This is a genomic window from Ulvibacterium sp. (assembly GCF_965248315.1).
Taxonomy (GTDB): Bacteria; Bacteroidota; Bacteroidia; order Flavobacteriales; family Flavobacteriaceae; genus Ulvibacterium.
This window is the reverse complement of the sequence record NZ_CBDFIX010000002.1, coordinates 1,354,401-1,373,387: the sequence shown is the minus strand read 5'-3', so window position 1 is coordinate 1,373,387 and position 18,987 is coordinate 1,354,401. Positions and strand designations below refer to the sequence as shown.

The 18,987-nt window shown below is 42.6% G+C and carries 15 protein-coding genes; 8 read left to right on the top strand and 7 right to left on the bottom strand.

Features of this window, described 5'->3' with window-relative positions; genetic code table 11:
- Nucleotides 1-54 precede the first annotated feature (54 nt).
- Together ACP2AF_RS07355 and ACP2AF_RS07350 are read right to left on the bottom strand one after the other, a co-directional pair.
- Nucleotides 55-1,305 carry an aspartate kinase gene (locus tag ACP2AF_RS07355; protein WP_425235587.1) on the bottom strand — a complete coding sequence of 417 codons (1,251 nt, stop codon included), beginning with the start codon at nucleotides 1,303-1,305 and terminating at the stop codon, nucleotides 55-57.
- Between the two features lie 87 nt (nucleotides 1,306-1,392).
- A complete protein-coding gene (locus ACP2AF_RS07350) occupies nucleotides 1,393-1,878 on the bottom strand; it encodes an N-acetyltransferase family protein (RefSeq protein ID WP_425235586.1) in 486 nt (161 codons plus the stop codon).
- Between the two features lie 113 nt (nucleotides 1,879-1,991).
- Between ACP2AF_RS07350 and fbp the strand changes: the two genes are divergently transcribed.
- Nucleotides 1,992-2,999 (top strand): class 1 fructose-bisphosphatase, encoded by a 1,008-nt coding sequence (fbp, locus tag ACP2AF_RS07345; protein ID WP_425238015.1) that lies wholly within the window; start codon nucleotides 1,992-1,994, stop codon nucleotides 2,997-2,999.
- Between the two features lie 23 nt (nucleotides 3,000-3,022).
- Here fbp and ACP2AF_RS07340 read toward each other — a convergent pair whose 3' ends face one another.
- Nucleotides 3,023-3,445, bottom strand: a complete 423-nt coding sequence (locus ACP2AF_RS07340; protein ID WP_425235585.1) for a TerB family tellurite resistance protein — start codon at nucleotides 3,443-3,445, stop codon at nucleotides 3,023-3,025.
- A 99-nt stretch (nucleotides 3,446-3,544) separates the two neighbouring features.
- On the opposite strand from ACP2AF_RS07340, the gene ACP2AF_RS07335 reads away from it, so the two are divergent.
- From ACP2AF_RS07335 to ACP2AF_RS07325, 3 genes are all read left to right on the top strand, one after another.
- Entirely contained in the window at nucleotides 3,545-4,570 is a 1,026-nt protein-coding gene (locus ACP2AF_RS07335) for a ligase-associated DNA damage response exonuclease (RefSeq protein ID WP_425235584.1), read from the top strand.
- On the top strand, nucleotides 4,567-6,174 hold the full coding sequence (locus tag ACP2AF_RS07330) for an ATP-dependent DNA ligase (protein ID WP_425235583.1): 1,608 nt from the start codon (nucleotides 4,567-4,569) through the stop codon (nucleotides 6,172-6,174). Before ACP2AF_RS07335 ends, ACP2AF_RS07330 begins: the two co-directional genes overlap by 4 nt.
- A gap of 159 nt (nucleotides 6,175-6,333) precedes the next feature.
- A complete protein-coding gene (locus tag ACP2AF_RS07325) occupies nucleotides 6,334-8,802 on the top strand; it encodes a ligase-associated DNA damage response DEXH box helicase (RefSeq protein WP_425238014.1) in 2,469 nt (822 codons plus the stop codon).
- A 14-nt stretch (nucleotides 8,803-8,816) separates the two neighbouring features.
- On the opposite strand, the gene ACP2AF_RS07320 is transcribed toward ACP2AF_RS07325, so the two are convergent.
- Together ACP2AF_RS07320 and rbsK are read right to left on the bottom strand one after the other, a co-directional pair.
- Nucleotides 8,817-9,812, bottom strand: a complete 996-nt coding sequence (locus ACP2AF_RS07320; protein ID WP_425235582.1) for a GRP family sugar transporter — start codon at nucleotides 9,810-9,812, stop codon at nucleotides 8,817-8,819.
- A gap of 4 nt (nucleotides 9,813-9,816) precedes the next feature.
- Complete coding sequence (gene rbsK, locus ACP2AF_RS07315) at nucleotides 9,817-10,722, bottom strand: ribokinase (RefSeq protein ID WP_425235581.1); 906 nt, start codon at nucleotides 10,720-10,722, stop codon at nucleotides 9,817-9,819.
- Nucleotides 10,723-10,807: 85 nt separating this feature from the next.
- On the opposite strand from rbsK, the gene pdeM reads away from it, so the two are divergent.
- The 4 genes from pdeM to ACP2AF_RS07295 all read left to right on the top strand — a co-directional run bounded on the left by pdeM (nucleotide 10,808) and on the right by ACP2AF_RS07295 (nucleotide 17,856).
- Nucleotides 10,808-11,443, top strand: coding sequence for a ligase-associated DNA damage response endonuclease PdeM (pdeM, locus tag ACP2AF_RS07310; protein WP_425235580.1), 636 nt, complete (start codon nucleotides 10,808-10,810; stop codon nucleotides 11,441-11,443).
- Nucleotides 11,444-11,564: 121 nt separating this feature from the next.
- Nucleotides 11,565-14,963, top strand: coding sequence for a transcription-repair coupling factor (mfd, locus tag ACP2AF_RS07305; RefSeq protein ID WP_425238013.1), 3,399 nt, complete (start codon nucleotides 11,565-11,567; stop codon nucleotides 14,961-14,963).
- A 54-nt stretch (nucleotides 14,964-15,017) separates the two neighbouring features.
- Nucleotides 15,018-16,472, top strand: a complete 1,455-nt coding sequence (locus ACP2AF_RS07300; protein ID WP_425235579.1) for a Gfo/Idh/MocA family protein — start codon at nucleotides 15,018-15,020, stop codon at nucleotides 16,470-16,472.
- Between the two features lie 61 nt (nucleotides 16,473-16,533).
- Nucleotides 16,534-17,856, top strand: a complete 1,323-nt coding sequence (locus ACP2AF_RS07295; protein WP_425235578.1) for a peroxiredoxin family protein — start codon at nucleotides 16,534-16,536, stop codon at nucleotides 17,854-17,856.
- On the opposite strand, the gene ACP2AF_RS07290 is transcribed toward ACP2AF_RS07295, so the two are convergent.
- Entirely contained in the window at nucleotides 17,853-18,512 is a 660-nt protein-coding gene (locus ACP2AF_RS07290) for an aspartate kinase (protein ID WP_120709542.1), read from the bottom strand. The genes ACP2AF_RS07295 and ACP2AF_RS07290 overlap by 4 nt on opposite strands.
- Nucleotides 18,513-18,598: 86 nt before the next feature.
- Complete coding sequence (locus ACP2AF_RS07285; RefSeq protein WP_425235577.1) at nucleotides 18,599-18,958, bottom strand: YraN family protein; 360 nt, start codon at nucleotides 18,956-18,958, stop codon at nucleotides 18,599-18,601.
- Between the last annotated feature and the right edge of the window lie 29 nt (nucleotides 18,959-18,987).

Here is an 18,987-nt window from a genome sequence, read left to right as displayed (position 1 = left end):
GAAATCACTAGTTGAGCGATTTATTTTAACATTTAGGCAATGGAATATGCACTCCTATTTTACTACCAATTGCAAAGTTTCCTTACCTCGTTGCTCCAATAGCACATCATGCCCGTTTAAAAATGATTCTACCGCTTTTTCATTGAAATGCCGTATGGTGTATAGAGAAACGTCCTCGTGGCAAACCACCTTGAATCTACTTTTAAGAAGTTCCAAAAGTCCGTTTAGGCCTCCGAATTTGTTGTCCACACAGACGGAAAAACTAATGGCCGAATTTTGAATGAGGTCCACTTTCATCTTGTGTTCATGAAGTAGTTTGAACAATTCACTAATACTATGCTCCACAATAAAGGAGAAGTCCAAAGAGGAAAGCTTTACCAGTACTTGATTCTTTTTAACAATAAAGCAGGGGACCAATGGTTCTATCCCAATACCTCTTCCAACCGTAGTACCGGAATCCCCAGGATTGATGAACGATTTCACATGGAGCGGAATCTCTTTCCGTTGCAAGGGTTGAAGCGTTTTGGGATGTATAACGGACGCTCCGTAAAAAGCCAACTCTATGGCTTCCGTGTACGATATTTTGTTCAATAATTGTGTTTCTTTAAAATGTCTGGGGTCCGCATTAAGCACACCCGGTACATCCTTCCAAATAGTAACGGAATCTGCATTGAGGCAATAGGCCAAAATAGCCGCTGTATAGTCGGACCCCTCCCTTCCCAACGTGGTGGTGAAATTGTTGTCATCACTCCCCAAAAACCCTTGGGTTACATTAAGTACTTTCCTATCAATGCCCTTGGATATTTTTTCCTGGGTTCGCTCCCAATTCACATTCGTGTCCCGATAGCTATTATCGGTCTTTATGAAGTTGCGTACATCCAACCATGTATTCTCCATTCCAACTTCATCCAAATAGGCACTTACTATTGTAGTACAGATCAACTCACCATACCCGACCAATTGGTCATAAACAAAGTTATAATTGGGCGATTTGTTCCATATCAAAAAACCTTGGATTTCATCGAACAAGGATTTTACCTTTTTAAAAACAGGATGTTGATCGTTAGGGAAAAGATTGGATAAAATCTTGTTATGAAAATCAACAACTTCCTGTACTTTAAAGGGAAGTCTTTCTTTTTCATTAAAATATGAACCTACAACCTCCTCCATTGAATTGGTAGTCTTGCCCATTGCCGAAATGACGAGCAATGTATTATCATAGCCAACTTCCTTAAGTACATTGACCAGATTTTTGACTCCTTCGGCATTCTTGACCGATGCTCCTCCAAATTTGAAAATTCTCATGTAATCACTGTATTTATTCCATCCCCTGATTCAAGGGAAACCTTCTATACGACTCGAATTATTTGCTAAAAGTTTTTCTTTAAAATACTAGGCTCTGCTTCTTTCCAAAAAATTATATATCCCTTTCTCGTCCAATTGGACCACGTCCCAATCCCGCAGTACTTTGGCACCTTTATTTTCATAGAAGGCAATGGCAGGTTCATTCCAATCCAGCACTTCCCAGTTAATACGCTTTACGCCCAATTTATGACCATATTCCACTACTTTGTGTAAAAGTGCCGAACCTAATCCACAACCTCTTGCTTTTTCCGAAACAATCAGGTCTTCCAAGTGGATAATAGGACCCTTCCATGTGGAGTATCTATGAAATATCAGGGCAATTCCCATGATTCCTTCTTTGGTTTCGGCCACAAAACAATGAAAATGCTTTATATCCCCAAATCCATGTTTCACCAGATCTTCAGCTGTAACCTCAACAGCATTTCCTTCATTTTCAAAAATGGCCAATTCCTTAATAAGGCCCCATACTTGGACCATATCTTTTTCCGCTGCCTCTCGAACTATATATTCCATAATTTGTTACAAATAAAACACAAAGTTATAAATTTAAAAAACTAAAAAAGTACGAAAACGTTGTAGTTTAACAAAATAAACGAACTTTGCAGGAGAAAATAACACTTCCCATGCTGAACAAAAAAAACAAGACTTTAGGCGAATTCATCATAGAGAATCAAGCTGCTTTTCAGTATTCCTCAGGTGAATTATCCAAACTGATAAACGCCATACGTCTAGCCGCAAAAGTAGTAAACCATGAGGTGAACAAAGCAGGGTTGGTCGATATTCTAGGGACTGCAGGAGAAATGAACATCCAAGGTGAAAACCAACAAAAATTGGATGTCCTTGCCAATGAAAAATTCATTCAGACTCTAAAGAATCGTGAAATTGTATGTGGGATTGCCTCTGAAGAAGAGGACGATTTTATTAGCATTAACAGTAATGATGAGAAGCACCAGAATAAATATGTTGTACTGATCGATCCTTTGGACGGATCTACAAATATTGATGTCAATGTTTCCGTAGGTACCATCTTTTCCATATACAGGCGTATTACCCCTGTGGGCACCCCGGTAACTTTGGAAGATTTTCTACAGCCCGGTAAAAATCAGGTCGCCGCGGGCTACATTATTTACGGCACATCTACTATGTTGGTCTATACCACCGGCCATGGAGTAAACGGGTTTACCCTGAATCCCGCAATCGGTACCTTCTATTTGTCCCATCCGGACATGCAATTTCCTGAATCGGGTAAAATTTATTCCGTTAATGAGGGGAATTATATCCATTTTCATCAAGGGGTAAAGGATTATATAAAATATTGTCAAAAGGAAGAAGGGGATAGGCCTTATACCTCCAGATATATAGGATCACTCGTATCCGATTTTCATCGTAATATGATCAAAGGAGGTATCTATATGTATCCTAAAAGCAGTATCACGGAAAATGGAAAATTAAGGCTTTTATATGAATGTAATCCCATGGCCTTTCTTGCTGAGCAGGCCAATGGCCTGGCCATAGGAGGACGTTCCAGAATATTGGATGTAAAACCTGAAGAACTGCATCAAAGGATACCTTTCTTTTGTGGAAGTCGGAAAATGGTGGAAAAACTACAGGAGTTTTTACAAAAATACCAATAGTCGCCCATCAGTACTTTAGGAAACTACTTGTTCATGAAATAGAGATAATCCTCAAAATCTATTTTCCCCATAAACAAGGCTTTGGATTTTGAGATGATCTCATCGGACTGTGAGGATGAAAAGCCCAATCCTATCGCATATTTGCCCAAAAGAAATTCTTCTTCTTCATCTAAAATGCCATCTGCAAAAACAATTTTCACCAAATCAAAAAAACGCTCCAATCTCTTCTCAAAGCTCACCTGATGAGTTATGGGATACTTGTTGGACTTTTTCATAACCTCTTTGAACTGGGCATCGGAAACATTCAACTTATGGGCAAATCGCTCCAAGAGCTTCATTTCTTCATCATCTATATAACCATCCACGGCAGCCAATGAGGCTATACTCGCAAAATGGGCCAAATTGTTGTTCGCCGAATGGGCATCGTACAAATCTTTTACGGACATTCTTTATATTTTAATGGGTGCAAATATAATTTTTTTAAAGGTCATATTTTATAATATCCCCAACTTTGTTTTTGACCAAATTCGTAACTTCCTGCCACTATGAAAACGCCCCTCTTGGAATTTACGGACCATGGTATCTATTGCAGCAGGGCAGATGTATATTTGGATCCTTGGCGGCCCGTGCAGAAGGCCATAATTTCCCATGGTCACGCGGATCATAGTCGCTGGGGCCATCAAAGCTATATTACACATCATCGTAATGTTCCTATTGTTACCCATCGATTGGGGAAAATAAACATACTGGGGAAGGAATGGGGTGAATCCTTTATCGTGAACAATGTTAAGTTTAGTTTGCACCCTGCCGGCCATATCATTGGTTCTTCCCAGATTCGGGTTGAGCATAAAGGTGAAGTATGGGTGTTTTCCGGAGACTATAAAAATGAGGATGATGGAGTCTGTACCCCGTATGAACCCATAAAATGCAATACCTTCATTACCGAATGCACCTTTGGTTTGCCCCCTTTTAAGTGGATGCCGCAAGAAGAGGTTTTTCAAGAAATCAATGGTTGGTGGGCCGAAAACAAATCAGAAGGCAAAACATCCGTCCTCTTTGGATATACTTTGGGGAAAGCACAACGTTTACTGAAACATTTAGACTTATCCCTTGGAAAAATATACACGCATGGAGCGGTCGAAAACATGACCGAGGTGGTGCGCCAATTGGTGGATTTTCCAAAGACCTCATTGATTACCGCGGACACCAAAAAAGAAGAGCTGCTAGGGCATATGGTTATTGCCCCTCCCAGCGCCCATGGGAGTTCCTGGATGCGAAAAATGGTTCCCTATGTTACGGCATCGGCAAGTGGCTGGATGACATTTCGCGGGGCACGAAGAAGGAGGGCTATTGATAAGGGCTTTGTGCTCAGTGATCATTGTGATTGGCAAGGGCTTTTGGATAGCATCAACGCCACTGGAGCTGAAAAGATCATATGTACCCATGGCTATACCGAAATATTTTCAAGATATCTAAGGGAGCAGGGATATGATGCACGGACGGAGGAAACCCAATACGAGGGAGAATTGGGAGAATTGAATCCTGCCCCAAAAGAAGAATCCGAGGCATGAAAAACTTTGCAAAACTTATAAAAGCTCTGGACAGTACCAATAAGACCAACATAAAGGTAAATGCCTTGACGGATTATTTTAACACTGCAAGTACTAGGGATAAGGTATGGACTATCGCCATTCTTTCCCATCGGCGTCCACCGCGTCCCGTAAATACCACTTTACTAAGGGAATGGGCATCCGAGCTAGCCAATATTCCATTGTGGTTGTTTGAGGAAAGCTATCATATCGTCGGGGATTTGGCAGAGACCATTGCTCTGGTCATGCCCTCTTCCAAAACTTCTACGGATAAAAGTCTAACCCAATTCTTGGAGGAAATGATCGCCCTTAAAAAGAAGGATGACGGAGCCAAGAAACAATACTTACATGAAAATTGGAAAGTGCTTGATTATTATGAACGCTTCGTCTTTACCAAATTGATAACAGGCGGTTTTCGGATCGGGGTGAGCCAAAAACTGATGACGCGTGCCCTATCCAAGGCTACCAAAATCGATGAGGATATTCTCGCTTATAAATTAATGGGCAACTGGGACCCGAATTCCATTTCATTTCAGGAATTGATTTTGGAGGAAAATGAAAGCGACTATCTTTCCAAACCCTATCCCTTTTATTTGGCCTATGCCGTTGAAAACGAAGTTGAGGAATTAGGAAATGTAGTAGACTGGTCCGTTGAGCATAAATGGGACGGGATACGGGCCCAAGTCATTCTGCGGAATCAGGAAGTCTTCGTTTGGAGCCGTGGGGAGGAACTGGTCACTGACAAATACCCAGAGTTCCATACTTTTATTAATACTGTTCCCAATGGCACGGTGCTAGACGGTGAAATACTCCCATATCCCAATGGTCAAATCGGTACGTTTAACGACCTGCAGACCCGAATAGGTCGAAAAACAGTTTCCAAGAATTTACTGGAAAAAGTCCCCGTAATCTTAAAGGCTTATGATCTATTGGAATGGCAAGGCAAGGACATTCGAAACAAGCCTTTCACCGAGCGAAGGAAATTATTGGACGGATTGTTTGAAAAAGTTAATTCTCTAGGTGTCACGGAATCCTTGCATCTTTCCAAAACATTACAATTCAACTCTTGGCGGGAGGTGGCCCAGGAACGTAATCGTTCCAGGGAAGTACAAAGCGAAGGTTTAATGCTAAAACGTAAAGATTCTCCCTATCTGGTAGGGCGAAAAAAAGGCGATTGGTGGAAATGGAAGGTAGACCCTTTGACTATTGATGCGGTCCTCACCTATGCCATGCGGGGGCATGGTAGGCGAAGCAACCTTTTTACGGATTATACCTTCGCCCTTTGGTCGGAGCGTGAGGATGGTGAAAAAGAGTTGGTCACTTTCGCCAAGGCCTATTCCGGGTTGACCGATGCGGAGTTTCGGCAAGTGGACAATTGGATCAAGAAGAATACTCTGGAACGTTTTGGGCCGGTACGTTCCGTAACGCCCCACCATGTTTTTGAAATTGCCTTTGAAGGTATAGCCCTTTCCAAACGACATAAAAGTGGTGTGGCCACAAGGTTTCCTAGAATTCTAAGATGGCGACAGGATAAAAAAATCGAGGAAGCGAATACATTGGATGATTTAAAAAAAATGATACGATGATGCTTTCTTTAAGGTGGATAAACCAAGGCTTTCTTGGAAAGGGTAGGAAAAGTAATCCCTTCCGTCTTCGAAACAAGTTTGGAATCCACCTTCCCTTATTTAAGGGAAGGAATTAATAAATACGTTTTCTCTGGTGTAGAGGAAATTTGGCTGAGCAACATGACTGAAGAGGAACTTTATAAAATCGCGGAAAACTGGTTTCAATCACAAAATTGGAAACCCTTTCCATTTCAAAAAAAGACATGGAGCGCATTTTTAAAAGGCAAACATGGACTGTTGAACGCTCCTACTGGAAGTGGTAAAACCTATGCCCTATGGTTTCCCATAGTGCTTAACTACATCAAACAAAATCCGGAATACCGCACAAAACACAAAAAAGGGCTAAAGGCCATTTGGATAACCCCTCTCAGAGCCTTGTCCCAAGAAATTAGGCAATCCGCGGAGCGGGTCACCAAAGATCTGCAAACCCAAATGACCGTGGGTATCCGTACTGGGGACACCTCAACAAATGAAAGGGCCCAGCAAAAACGAAATATGCCCGACCTATTGATTACTACTCCTGAAAGCCTTCAGCTTTTGCTTGCCTCCAAAGGATATGACAAAACTTTCAAGAATTGTTCGGCCATAGTGGTTGATGAGTGGCACGAGCTTTTAGGGACCAAGCGCGGTGTACAGATGGAATTAGCCCTTTCGCGCCTAAAAACAGTCTCCAAAAATCTTCGGATTTGGGGGATATCGGCGACCATAGGCAATTTGGAACAGGCCCGAGAGGTCCTTTTGGGCCCTGAAACGGAAGCACTAAAGAATTCGGTAATGATCAGGGCCAATATCAAAAAGAAGATTGTGGTGAGGAGCATTATTCCAAAGAAGATGGAAACCTTCCCATGGCGCGGCCATCTGGGTATCCGACTTTTAGAAGATGTAGTGCCAATAATTAACAATAGTAGGACTACCCTACTCTTTACCAATACCCGAAGCCAATGTGAAATCTGGTTCCAAAAAATCTTGGAGAAGCATCCGGAATATGCGGGAGAAATTGCCATGCACCATGGGAGTATCAACAAGGAGACCCGTACCTGGGTGGAACAGGCCATTCGCAATGAAAGCCTTAAAGCCGTGGTGTGTACGTCAAGTTTGGACTTGGGGGTGGACTTTGCCCCTGTGGAGACCGTAGTTCAAATAGGAGGCCCCAAAGGTGTAGCCCGTTTTTTGCAACGTGCTGGACGCAGTGGCCACAGGCCAGGAAAGGAAAGTGTTATACATTTTCTTCCTACCCATGCCATTGAACTTATTGAAGCCTCGGCATTGCAAGAGGCGGTAAAGCAGAATGCCGTAGAAGACCGTATCCCTTATCTGAACAGCTACGATGTCTTGTTACAATATTTGACCACACTCGCGGTATCCAACGGGTTTTATCCAGATGAAATCCTTTCGGAAATCAAACAGACCTTTTGCTATCAAGCCATTACCTTGGAGCAATGGCATTGGCTGTTGAATTTTTTGGTTATGGGCAGCCAAAGTCTCCAAACCTACGATGAATATAAAAAGGTGGAAGTAGCGGAAGACGGCAAATTTAAGGTAAACAATAAGGGTATTGCCATGCGCCATCGTTTCCAAATTGGCACCATTGTAGGTGATGCCAACCTCACCGTACGCTACCAAAGGGGGGGATATATTGGTTCTATTGAGGAGTATTTTGTTTCCAAATTAACGCAAGGCGATGTGTTCACCTTTGCGGGGCGTAATCTGGAGTTCATCCGAATAAAAGGAATGCAGGTCCATGTGCGTAATTCAAAGAAAAGAACCAATAAAGTACCCAGTTGGATGGGTGGGCGATTGACGCTTTCAGCACGCATGTCAGAATTATTGCGTAACGAATTATATTCTGCCTACAGCCCTCCGAAGGAACAGTCGGAAGAAATTCAATCACTCGCTCATATTTTTGAACGTCAAGGCAGGGAAAGCATTGTTCCCAGACCTTATGAGTTCTTGATAGAAACCTTTAAGACCCGGGAAGGATATCATCACATTTTTTATCCTTTTGAAGGTCGTTTTGTCCATGAGGCCATGGGAAGCCTTTTTGGCTACAGAATAAGTCTGCTTTCACCCATTACATTTTCCTTGGCCTTCAATGATTATGGGTTTGAACTATTATCGGACAAGCAAATAGATATGCAACAGGTCATCGACAATGATTTGTTCACGGCAGAATACCTACTGGAAGATTTGCAAAAAAGTCTGAATTCTACCGAAATGGCACGTAGAAAATTCCGGGACATTGCGGTCATCAGCGGAATGGTATTCACCGGATATCCTTACAAACAGATTAAATTGAAACATTTACAGAGCAACTCCCAATTGTTATTTGATGTTTTCCGGGATTACGAACCCAATAATCTTTTGTACCAACAGGCGTTTCGGGAAACTTTTGAACATCAATTGGAGGAAGGCCGTTTGCGAATGGCACTCGAGAGGATGGCCTCCCAGGAAATTGTCTGGAAGCATTGTGAGCAACCTACCCCATTCTCCTTTCCCATAATTACCGATAGATTAAGCCGCGAGAGATTATCCAGTGAAAAACTTGCGGACCGCATCAAAAGAATGGCTGCAATTTTGACGAAAAAGTAATCTGTAATTACAGCTCAACGAGCCGCTATTATTAGTCCCAATCCTACAATGTAAAGTAGCAACATGGCATTCAGCATTCCGGTAACGCCTTTGGGAGCCCCTTTGAATTCCTTCCAAACAAAAATACCCCACAAAGCCGCGACTACTGTGGCTCCCTGACCTAATCCATATGAAATGGCGGGCCCGGCCTTATCCGATGCCAAAATACTAAATGACATTCCAATACACCAGATTACTCCACCTAGGATACCCATGAGATGACTTCTTCCGCTACCTGCAAAATAATCCTTAAAACTTACTGCAGCACCCTCTACAGGTTTGCGCATTAGTATGGTGTTAAACAAAAAGTTACTCGCCAGTATTCCCAAGGCAAAAAGAAAAACCGCAGTATACGGACTCAGTTTTCCGGCTATGGGTTGTGTAAAATCGGGAAACATTGAATTGGCCACATATTTATAGAACAATCCCATTAACAATCCTGCCACAACAGCCAAAACCAAACCCTTTGTGGGTACTTTTTCCTGTTGCGCGGACAACTTCCTATAGGCATTGGCATTTAATAAAATGGCCACCACGATCAAGGCGACGCCGCCAAAAAGAAAAGTAGAGTTTCCAATGGGCTGATCTAGATAATTCACGATAACACCAATGACCAAGGCCAAACCGATACCCACGGGAAAGGCGACGGACATACCCGCCAACGCTATGGCCGCTACCAAAAGGATATTAGCCAGATTAAAAAGAATGCCGCCCAAAACAGCGGACCACACATTTTCGGAGCTCCCTTGGGCAATATCCTCTAAAAAGGGTCTACCCAACTCCCCCATACTTCCTGCAGTTAAGGCAAAAAGCAAGGAAAACAAAACAATACCAAAAACATAATCCCAATAGTAGAGTTCAAAGCGCCAATTATTTGCCGCTAATTTTTGGGTGTTGGCCCACGAACCCCAGGCAAACATGGTAATAATACAAAATAGTACAGCTATTTGATAGGTCTCTATAACGAACATAATCTTAAAATTGGTTGATTTCTGCTATTGTGGGTGCAGTGTCCTGTGCCCCCATTTTTGTAACGGCAAGTGCTGCCGCCTTGCTGGCAAAGGCCATACTCTCCTTCCATCCCTTACCTTGAGCCAAACAAACGGTCAAAACTCCATTAAATACATCTCCGGCCGCGGTTGTATCTACCGCTTTTACCTTGGGGGCAGGAACAATAAAGCTTTCGGTTGCATTCATAAAAAAAGAACCCTTGCTTCCCAAGGTAACAACGACATTCTGAACCCCTTTTTCCAAAAAAGCGTTCCCCGCATTCTCAAGCGAAGCATCGTCCGCTACCTCAATTCCGGTCAAAATCTTGGTTTCCGTTTCATTGGGGGTAATCAAAAAGAGCCCATTTAAAATAGTATCTTCCAATGCCTGTGCCGGGGCTGGATTAATAATAAGCCTTTGACTGTTTGCCTTGCAGTATGCTGCCAAAAAAGCAACGGTCTCAGTGGGTGTTTCCAATTGGGTGAGAAAAATTTGGGCGTTGGAAATGGCTCCTATTTGTGTATCAAGGTGCTCTGGGGAAAGCAGGGCATTGGTCCCGGAGGCGACTACAATCTCATTTTCCCCTTCCCCATTAACCGTAATCAAGGCAACTCCGGAGGCTTCATTTTCTACAATTTTTACACTGCCTACATCTATCCCTTCCTTTACATATCCCTTAAGCGCATTTTGGCCAAATAGATCGTCCCCCAAACAACAAACAAAAGTCACCTCACCTCCTGCCCGTGCTGCTGCTACGGCTTGGTTGGCTCCCTTACCTCCCGGAAACATATAGAAGTCACCTCCCAGTATGGTCTCTCCCGGTTCCGGGAATCTTTTGGTCTTAACGACCATATCTGTATTTGCACTTCCTACAACAACGATTTTGGACATAGTTGGGTCAATTTGTTATCCGTTGACAAAGTAGCGATATCAAAGCATATAAACAAGGGGCTCTTTTTTTACCTTTGAAATCCTAATGAACGGACATCGTATTCAAATACAAAATCAAAATTTTATACTGCATCCCTCGGGAACCCTATTTTGGCAAGACCGATCGGTCTTGCTGATAAGTGATGTTCATTTAGGAAAGGTGTCCCATTTTCGAAAGTTCGGTGCGGCCGTCCCCCAAAATGTAGTCCAAAAAAACTTTGAGTTAATGGACGAAGCTTTGGAATATTTTAATCCCAAAGTCATCTGTTTTTTGGGAGACTTGTTCCACTCGGCCTTGAACAAGGAATGGAATTTTTTCGAAAGGTGGATTGCCAAGAAGTCTATGGAAGTCATTCTTGTCGCCGGGAACCATGATATCATTTCCCCTTTAAAGTATGAGGACTTGGGCATTAAGGTAGTTTCTGAAGTTCAATGGGATGATTTTCTTTTGACCCATCATCCCGAAGAACGAAACGGCTTCTTCAATTTTTCAGGTCATATACACCCTGCCGTAAGGTTAAGGGGAAAAGGGAGACAATCCCTTAGATTACCTTGCTTTTTTAAGAGTGATCGACAACTAATCCTACCAGCTTTTGGCCTGTTCACAGGAACTTTTGTATTGGAGCCTAAAAAGACCGATGAGGTATTTGCTATTGTGGAAGATGAAATCATGAAGCTATAATTCGTTTTTATTTCCTAGAATCCCCCACTGATTTCCCCAAACTCTGAAATGGCTTGGCCAAAATTATTTTTATAATTGGATTGTTTACCCCATAAATCTATCTTTGCACAAAGTTTTACGGTTGCTCAATACCCCGATTTCCGAAAGCTATGCACGGTCTCTGCTAACCCAGAAACTGCGGGATGCTATTGCCGTATCCCAAAATAAGTTAGCTCTTAAAGGCCTTACCGGGTCTTCATTTTCTTTTGTACTTTTCGATGCTTTCTCAAATTCCGAGCGGCCATTTTTACTGATTTTTGATGATATGGAAGAAGCGGCCTACCACCTCAACGATTTGGAGCAGCTCATAGGCGAAAAGAATGTACTTTTCTACCCGGGAAGCTATCGAAGACCTTACCAAATTGAAGAAACGGACAATGCCAATGTGTTGCTGCGGGCAGAGGTACTTAACCGTATAAACTCTCGAAAAAAACCGGCGGTTGTCGTTACCTACCCTGATGCTCTTTTTGAAAAAGTGGTCACTCGCAGGGAACTTGAAAAGAATACGCTCAAAATTAAAATCGACGATACCCTGTCATTGGATTTCCTGAATGAAGTACTTTTTGAATACCGATTTAAACGCGTTGATTTTGTAACGGAGCCCGGGGAGTTTTCCGTTCGTGGAGGTATTGTAGATGTGTTTTCTTTTTCACATGACGAACCCTACCGTATCGAGTTTTTTGGGGACGAGGTAGACAGTATCCGCACCTTTGATGTTGAAACCCAGCTCTCAACGGATACAGTGAAGAAAATTAGTATTATCCCTAATGTAGCCAACAAATTCTTAGAGGAAAAACGAGAAAGTTTTCTGAAATACATCTCACCAAAGACCATTATTTTTATTCAAAATAACGACCTCCTGTTTAAAAAGTTGGACGATTTCTTTGGAAAGGCCAACGAAGCATTTGCCCAATTGCCCCAAGAAATCAAGCATGCCACTCCTGAGGAGCTTTTTGTAGACTCAGTATTATTCAAAAATCAGTTAGAAGATTTCGGTCTAATTCAAATGGGGGCTTCGACTGCGCTCAGCCCGACAGATGATGATACATTGAGCACGGTCGGAACTCTGCAGAAAGCCATTCAATTCAATACAAGGCCGCAGCCTGCCTTCAATAAAAAATTCAATTTGCTTATTGATGATCTCAATGCAAAGTACAAAAATGGCTATACCAATTATATATGCTGTGCCAGCGAACAACAGGCTCAACGCTTTCACGATATTTTTGAGGAGGTAGACCAACAGGTGAACTATCAGACCCTTGTATTCCCGTTATACCAAGGATTTATAGATGATGATCTAAAAATAGTTTGCTATACCGATCACCAGATTTTTGAACGATATCACAAATTCCACCTCAAAAATGGCTATGCCAAGAAGCAGGCCATTACCCTTAAGGAACTCAACAAACTCGAAATTGGGGATTATGTCACGCATATAGACCATGGTATCGGAAAGTTCGGGGGGCTTCAAAAAATTGATGTGGAAGGAAAAAAGCAGGAAGCCATAAAATTGATGTACGGCGATCGCGATATCCTATACGTCAGCATCCATTCGCTCCATAAGATTTCCAAATTCAATGGTAAAGACGGGGCTGTACCTAAAATCTATAAATTGGGATCGGCGGCCTGGAAGAAGCTCAAGCAGAAAACGAAATCACGGGTCAAGAAAATTGCCTTTGACCTGATCAAAGTCTACGCAAAACGGCGATTGGAAAAGGGTTTTCAATATGACCCCGATAGTTATCTCCAAACTGAGCTGGAAGCTTCTTTCATTTACGAGGACACCCCGGACCAGAGCACGGCTACTGAAGATGTAAAAAGAGACATGGAGAGCGAACGTCCCATGGATCGTCTTATCTGTGGGGATGTTGGCTTTGGCAAGACCGAAGTGGCTATCCGTGCCGCGTTCAAGGCAGTGGACAATGGCAAGCAGGTAGCCGTACTGGTACCAACTACTATTTTGGCTTTTCAGCACCATCGCACTTTTACCGAACGGTTAAAGGAGATGCCTGTAACGGTGGATTATCTTAACCGTTTTAGGACCGCAAAGGAACGTAGGGAAACCTTGGAGAATCTGGAATCGGGAAAAGTGGACATTATTATCGGCACACATCAGCTCGTTAACAAGAATGTAAAATTCAAAGATCTTGGATTGTTAATCGTGGATGAAGAGCAAAAATTTGGAGTATCGGTCAAGGACAAGTTAAAGTCCATTAAAGAAAATGTGGATGTACTAACGCTCACCGCTACCCCTATTCCGCGTACGTTGCAATTTAGTTTAATGGCCGCAAGGGACCTCTCGGTCATCAATACACCCCCACCCAACAGATACCCCATAGAGAGCCAGGTTATCCGATTCTCCGAGGAAACCATTCGTGATGCTATAACCTATGAGATACAACGGGGAGGGCAAGTATTCTTTATTCACAATCGAATAGAGAACATCAAGGAAGTGGCCGGTATGGTACAACGGCTGGTGCCGGACGCCAAAGTGGGTATTGGTCATGGACAGATGGAAGGCAAAAAACTGGAGGCCTTAATGCTCTCTTTCATCAATGGTGGGTTTGATGTTCTAGTCTCTACCACCATTGTAGAAAGTGGATTGGATGTAACCAACGCCAACACGATTTTTATCAACAACGCCAATAATTTTGGATTGAGCGATCTGCATCAGATGCGCGGTCGTGTAGGGCGCAGCAACAAAAAAGCTTTTTGTTATTTCATCACACCGCCTTATCACGTAATGACTCCCGATGCCCGCAAACGCATACAAGCACTGGAGCAGTTTACAGAACTGGGCAGTGGGTTCCACATCGCAATGAAAGATTTGGAAATTAGGGGTGCCGGGGATTTGTTGGGCGGAGAACAAAGTGGTTTTATAAACGAAATAGGTTTTGAGACCTACCAAAAAATATTGGCCGAGGCCATAGAGGAGCTCAAGGAAAATGAATTTAAGGAATTGTATGAAGAAGTTGAGGGCCATCATGAAAAGGTATTCGTAAAGGATCCCCAAATCGATACTGATTTTCAATTGCTTTTCCCTGATGATTATGTAAACAATATAACGGAGCGCCTAAACCTGTATACAGAACTCAATCAGGTAAAAGATGAAGAAGGCCTACAAAAATTCGAAACCCAGCTAATAGACCGCTTCGGCCAACTACCTGATACCGTGGCCGATCTTTTGAACTCCGTGCGTGTAAAATGGGTTGCGAGCCAAATTGGATTGGAAAAAGTGGTCATGAAAAAGGGCAAGCTCCTTGGATACTTTGTAGCCGATCAACAATCGGACTTTTACCAAAGCAACGCCTTTACCAAAGTGCTTCAATTTGTGCAAAACCACCCACAGCAGGTTAAGCTCAAGGAAAAGCAAACCCGAAGTGGACTCCGGCTATTGCTTGTATTTGAACAAATTGGTTCCGTTGATAGGGCATTGGAGGTACTTCAACCTCTTGATCACAAATCAATAGTAGTTTCTTAAGAAGGTTTATGTTATATTAGGGGGCGCAAAAAAAAATCCACTAAAATCGCTCTTATGCAGTCCAAAAAAAGTACCTCCCGAAGATCCTTCATTAAAAAAACCGCAATAGCTTCCTCTATTTTTATAGTACCCAGGCATGTCCTTGGAGGCCCAGGTTATTTAGCCCCTAGTGACCGCCTTAATTTAGCGGCAATTGGAGCCGGAGGAAAGGGCCGTAGCGATATTATGAATGCTTCCGTCAAAGGAAGGGAAAAAGTAGTTGCACTCTGTGATGTGGATTTTTCCGGATCGGCCAAGAGCTCCGTAGAAGCATTTCCCAAGGCCAAGTTGTACAATGATTATCGTGAAATGTTGGATAAGGAAAAGGGCATCGACGCCGTTACCATTTCAACTCCCGATCATGTGCACGGTCCGGCCGCAGCTTTTGCCATGGAACGCGGAAAACATGTATACGTTCAAAAGCCGCTGACCCATAACATCAGTGAGGCACGGAAGCTTACCCAAATGGCAAGGGATAAAAAAATTGTAAGCCAAATGGGAAACCAAGGTGGTTCCAACCCACTGTTGGATATGGTTCAAAAATGGGTGGACACCGATGCCGTTGGGCCCATTTCCAAAGTTCAGGTATGGACCAATAGACCGGTATGGCCTCAAGGGTATGCTATGCCAGAACCCGATGAAAGCAAAAAACCCGAAGACCTGTATTGGGATTTATGGTTAGGGCCTGCCCCGAATAGACCTTTTACGCCCAATTTACATCCTTTTAATTGGCGCGGCTGGTGGGACTACGGTACTGGGGCCTTAGGAGATGTAGGTTGTCACTTGATCGATATTCCCTTTAGGACCTTGGGACTCAAATATCCAACGGATGCAGAATGCAGTGTAGGTTCCGTATACACTCAGATGTGGACGGCCGATTATCATCCTGAAGGCTGCCCTCCTTCGTCCTTTATTACCTTACATTTTGGTGCTACGGATAAGAGCAAATCTCCCATAGAAATGACTTGGAGTGATGGGGGCATTCGACCTTCACACCCGGACATCATTCCTGCCAATAACGATATTGGAGGGCCGGGAAGTCAAAATGGCGTATTGATGATCGGGGAAAAAGGGATTATCTCTACTAATATTAATGATAGTTCCCCACTTACCCCTAAACTATATCTTAACGATGGTACGACCGACTTTGGTCCCGAGGTTGAAAGTAGCGAAGAGCCAGAATATGGCCATCAGCGGTTATGGGTGGATGCCTGCAAAGCAGGTTTCGATAGCCCGGAACATAAAGGGTTGACCTCATCTTTCGATTATGCAGGACCAATGACCGAAACTGTGTTAATGGGCAATTTAGCTATCCGTAGTTATATGCTACGAAGGGAGAACAGTGATGGAAAAATGGATTTTTATGCCCGTAAAAAATTGTTATGGGATGGGGAAAACATGCGGATTACCAACCTGGAAGAGGCAAATCAGTTTGTAGGTAGAACCCATAGGGAAGGTTGGGAGATGTAATGTTCCTTATCCGATTTCTTACTCCGTACTATTTTGGTAAGATGTTTGATTTGGTTTAAGCATGCGAAAAATCATCCTTTTCTCCTTTTTGTTCCTGACCCTATCGGTAATGGCTCAGCATACCATATCCGGTGTCTTCTCACCCGCGGACAATTATAGTTGGCTAATAGCCTATCATCTTAGTCCTGGCAATCAATCCTATGTAGCGGATGGCGCTGTAAATGACGGAAAATTCATCTTGACACTTCCCGAAAACAGTGCTCCCGGAATCTACCGCCTGGTGTACGCCCTTCCCCAGGATGAATTTTATTTTGATGTCATCTACAACGGGAAGGAAGATGTGCAATTGCATTTTAACGCCTCCAAAGGAATCAACTTTTTGGTTTCCGAGGAAAATAAGATCTTCAACAAATATTTTGGGGAAATACAAGGTCTAACAGGTGAAATTGTCCGGTGGTATTCCGAAGGAAAAACCGACGAAGCCAAATTCAAGAAAGTGACAAAGGAATTAAAGGCAACTCAGATGGCTTATGAAAAGCTATCCAATGGTATGCTGATCCAACATTTTATAAAAGCTAATTCACCCTACATCCCTCGAGAAAATGAATCCTTATTCGATTATGTCAAAAACAGAAAGGCAAATTATTTTAGCGCGCTTGATTTGAAAAATCCTATGCTACAGGCTTCCGGGTTCTTGATGGATAAAATTTCCAACTATGTTTTTACCGCTCTCCCGTTGCAACAGATGGATCCATTGGAAACGGAAAAGGCAATACAGGAAAATGTAAGTGAAGTCAGCAGGCAAATGGAAGGTACCTCGGCAGGTTTCAAATTTCATGTCTTTCATAAACTTTGGAAACTGGCCGCGACAAACGATTATACTACCTTGTCGGACTTCATTTATGAAGATTATCTTACCCCTTTGGCGGCGGTAACCAGGAATCAGGAAATTATCAATGAGATCAAAACCCATAATCGTCTGCGCTTGGGGGCCATAGCTCTTGAAATAGAATGGGGAAAGGGTAATACACTTAAAAAATTAAGCGGTCTTAAAGGCTACGAGTATTATATGCTAATCTTTTGGAGTAGTACCTGTGGGCATTGTCTCAGAGATCTGCCAAGATTATATGAAGGGCTAAAGCAGCGGACAAATCTAAAAGTGGTTGCCATAGGGTTGGAAGATGATGACATTCGCTGGAAAATTGAATCGGCCAAATTTGAAAATTTTGAGCACGTCCTCGCCATGGGCAAATGGGAAAATGAATACGCCAAATTGTATGATATAGCCAAAACCCCTACCTATTTCATTCTGGACAAGGAGAAACGGATAATTGCCAAACTGGATGACAGCCCGGGAGTAATCAAATTCCTAGAAGATAATTAAAGCGCCTTTAAGTCCTTTATGGTTCTAAAGGCTACATCTACTTGATCGTCATCCACAAGAATGGTGAACTCATTAGTAGTCGAAATTACCTCATAGAGAACAATACCCTCCCATGCCAAACGCTGAAAAATAAAATAGTAGATTCCAGGAACCGAGACATTCTCAGCAGGAAGTTTTACTGTAATGGAAGAAAGGTTCTCCGCCTTTTGGGTACACTTTTCCGCTTTGAAAAGTCGCTCCACGATTTCATCCATACTGCTACTAATCACAATATTGATTTCGTTTACACCGCGAGAGGAAGTGTAAAAAATATCCTGATTGGCATTGATTTCGTCTAAAAGCTTGGCTTGTTGCACAAGGACGGTATCCGAGGCCAAGAATGTATAATCGGTCAGTGAGGAACGAACCGTAATCTCCCCTATATTCTTTAAAACCTTGATTATTTTATGGGTAGCTCTAAATTCCAGGTCATCGGATAAACGCTTTAAGGCCATAACTATAGCTCCATTGCGAATTTCCTTCCCCAATTCCTCCTCGATCTCCGGCTTCACAATACGGGATAACGAAGTCAGATTAATGATACCCTGCGCCAATGCGCTTTGTAAAAAAGGCTTTTTTTTGATGTACTGCTCTACAACGGAAGAAATTGTTTTCATCTTTGGTTCAGTTGAGGTACAAAAATAACAATTTGTTATAAATAAAACAAATTGTGCAGTAGATAATTTTGTGCGTAATTACGTATTTAAAAGTGATAAAAAGCATCCTTTATGTGCTCAATCTTGAATATTCTGCTATTTTTTAGAATCGTTACCACATCGAATCGAACCTCTACATCAAGACCCTGTTCAGTTACATAATAATCTGCACCCATAACCAAAAGTCCGATTTTTTTCTTGGTAATGGTTTCCGCAATGGGAACAATTTGGTCATTGCTTCTAGCACGAACCTCTATTATAGCTAGGGTATTTCCTTTTTGCGCAATAATATCAATTTCGGATTTTAAATATCTGTAATTGCGATACTTGATATCATACCCTTTTGCCATCAAAAAATCCACTGCCATCTGCTCCCCCTCCTTTCCAAATTCATTGTGCTTCCCCATATAAATCTCCCTAAAATTGTACGAAAACA

Coding starts and splice junctions, on each gene's coding strand:
- ACP2AF_RS07355 (WP_425235587.1), bottom strand. CDS start 1,305: ATGAGAATTTTCAAATTTGGAGGAGCATCGGTCAAGAATGCCGAAGGA.
- ACP2AF_RS07335 (WP_425235584.1), top strand. CDS start 3,545: ATGAAAACGCCCCTCTTGGAATTTACGGACCATGGTATCTATTGCAGC.
- ACP2AF_RS07325 (WP_425238014.1), top strand. CDS start 6,334: ATGACTGAAGAGGAACTTTATAAAATCGCGGAAAACTGGTTTCAATCA.
- ACP2AF_RS07290 (WP_120709542.1), bottom strand. CDS start 18,512: ATGAAAACAATTTCTTCCGTTGTAGAGCAGTACATCAAAAAAAAGCCT.
- ACP2AF_RS07320 (WP_425235582.1), bottom strand. CDS start 9,812: ATGTTCGTTATAGAGACCTATCAAATAGCTGTACTATTTTGTATTATT.
- ACP2AF_RS07330 (WP_425235583.1), top strand. CDS start 4,567: ATGAAAAACTTTGCAAAACTTATAAAAGCTCTGGACAGTACCAATAAG.
- ACP2AF_RS07295 (WP_425235578.1), top strand. CDS start 16,534: ATGCGAAAAATCATCCTTTTCTCCTTTTTGTTCCTGACCCTATCGGTA.
- ACP2AF_RS07340 (WP_425235585.1), bottom strand. CDS start 3,445: ATGTCCGTAAAAGATTTGTACGATGCCCATTCGGCGAACAACAATTTG.
- rbsK (WP_425235581.1), bottom strand. CDS start 10,722: ATGTCCAAAATCGTTGTTGTAGGAAGTGCAAATACAGATATGGTCGTT.
- ACP2AF_RS07285 (WP_425235577.1), bottom strand. CDS start 18,958: ATGGGGAAGCACAATGAATTTGGAAAGGAGGGGGAGCAGATGGCAGTG.
- ACP2AF_RS07350 (WP_425235586.1), bottom strand. CDS start 1,878: ATGGAATATATAGTTCGAGAGGCAGCGGAAAAAGATATGGTCCAAGTA.
- ACP2AF_RS07300 (WP_425235579.1), top strand. CDS start 15,018: ATGCAGTCCAAAAAAAGTACCTCCCGAAGATCCTTCATTAAAAAAACC.
- pdeM (WP_425235580.1), top strand. CDS start 10,808: ATGAACGGACATCGTATTCAAATACAAAATCAAAATTTTATACTGCAT.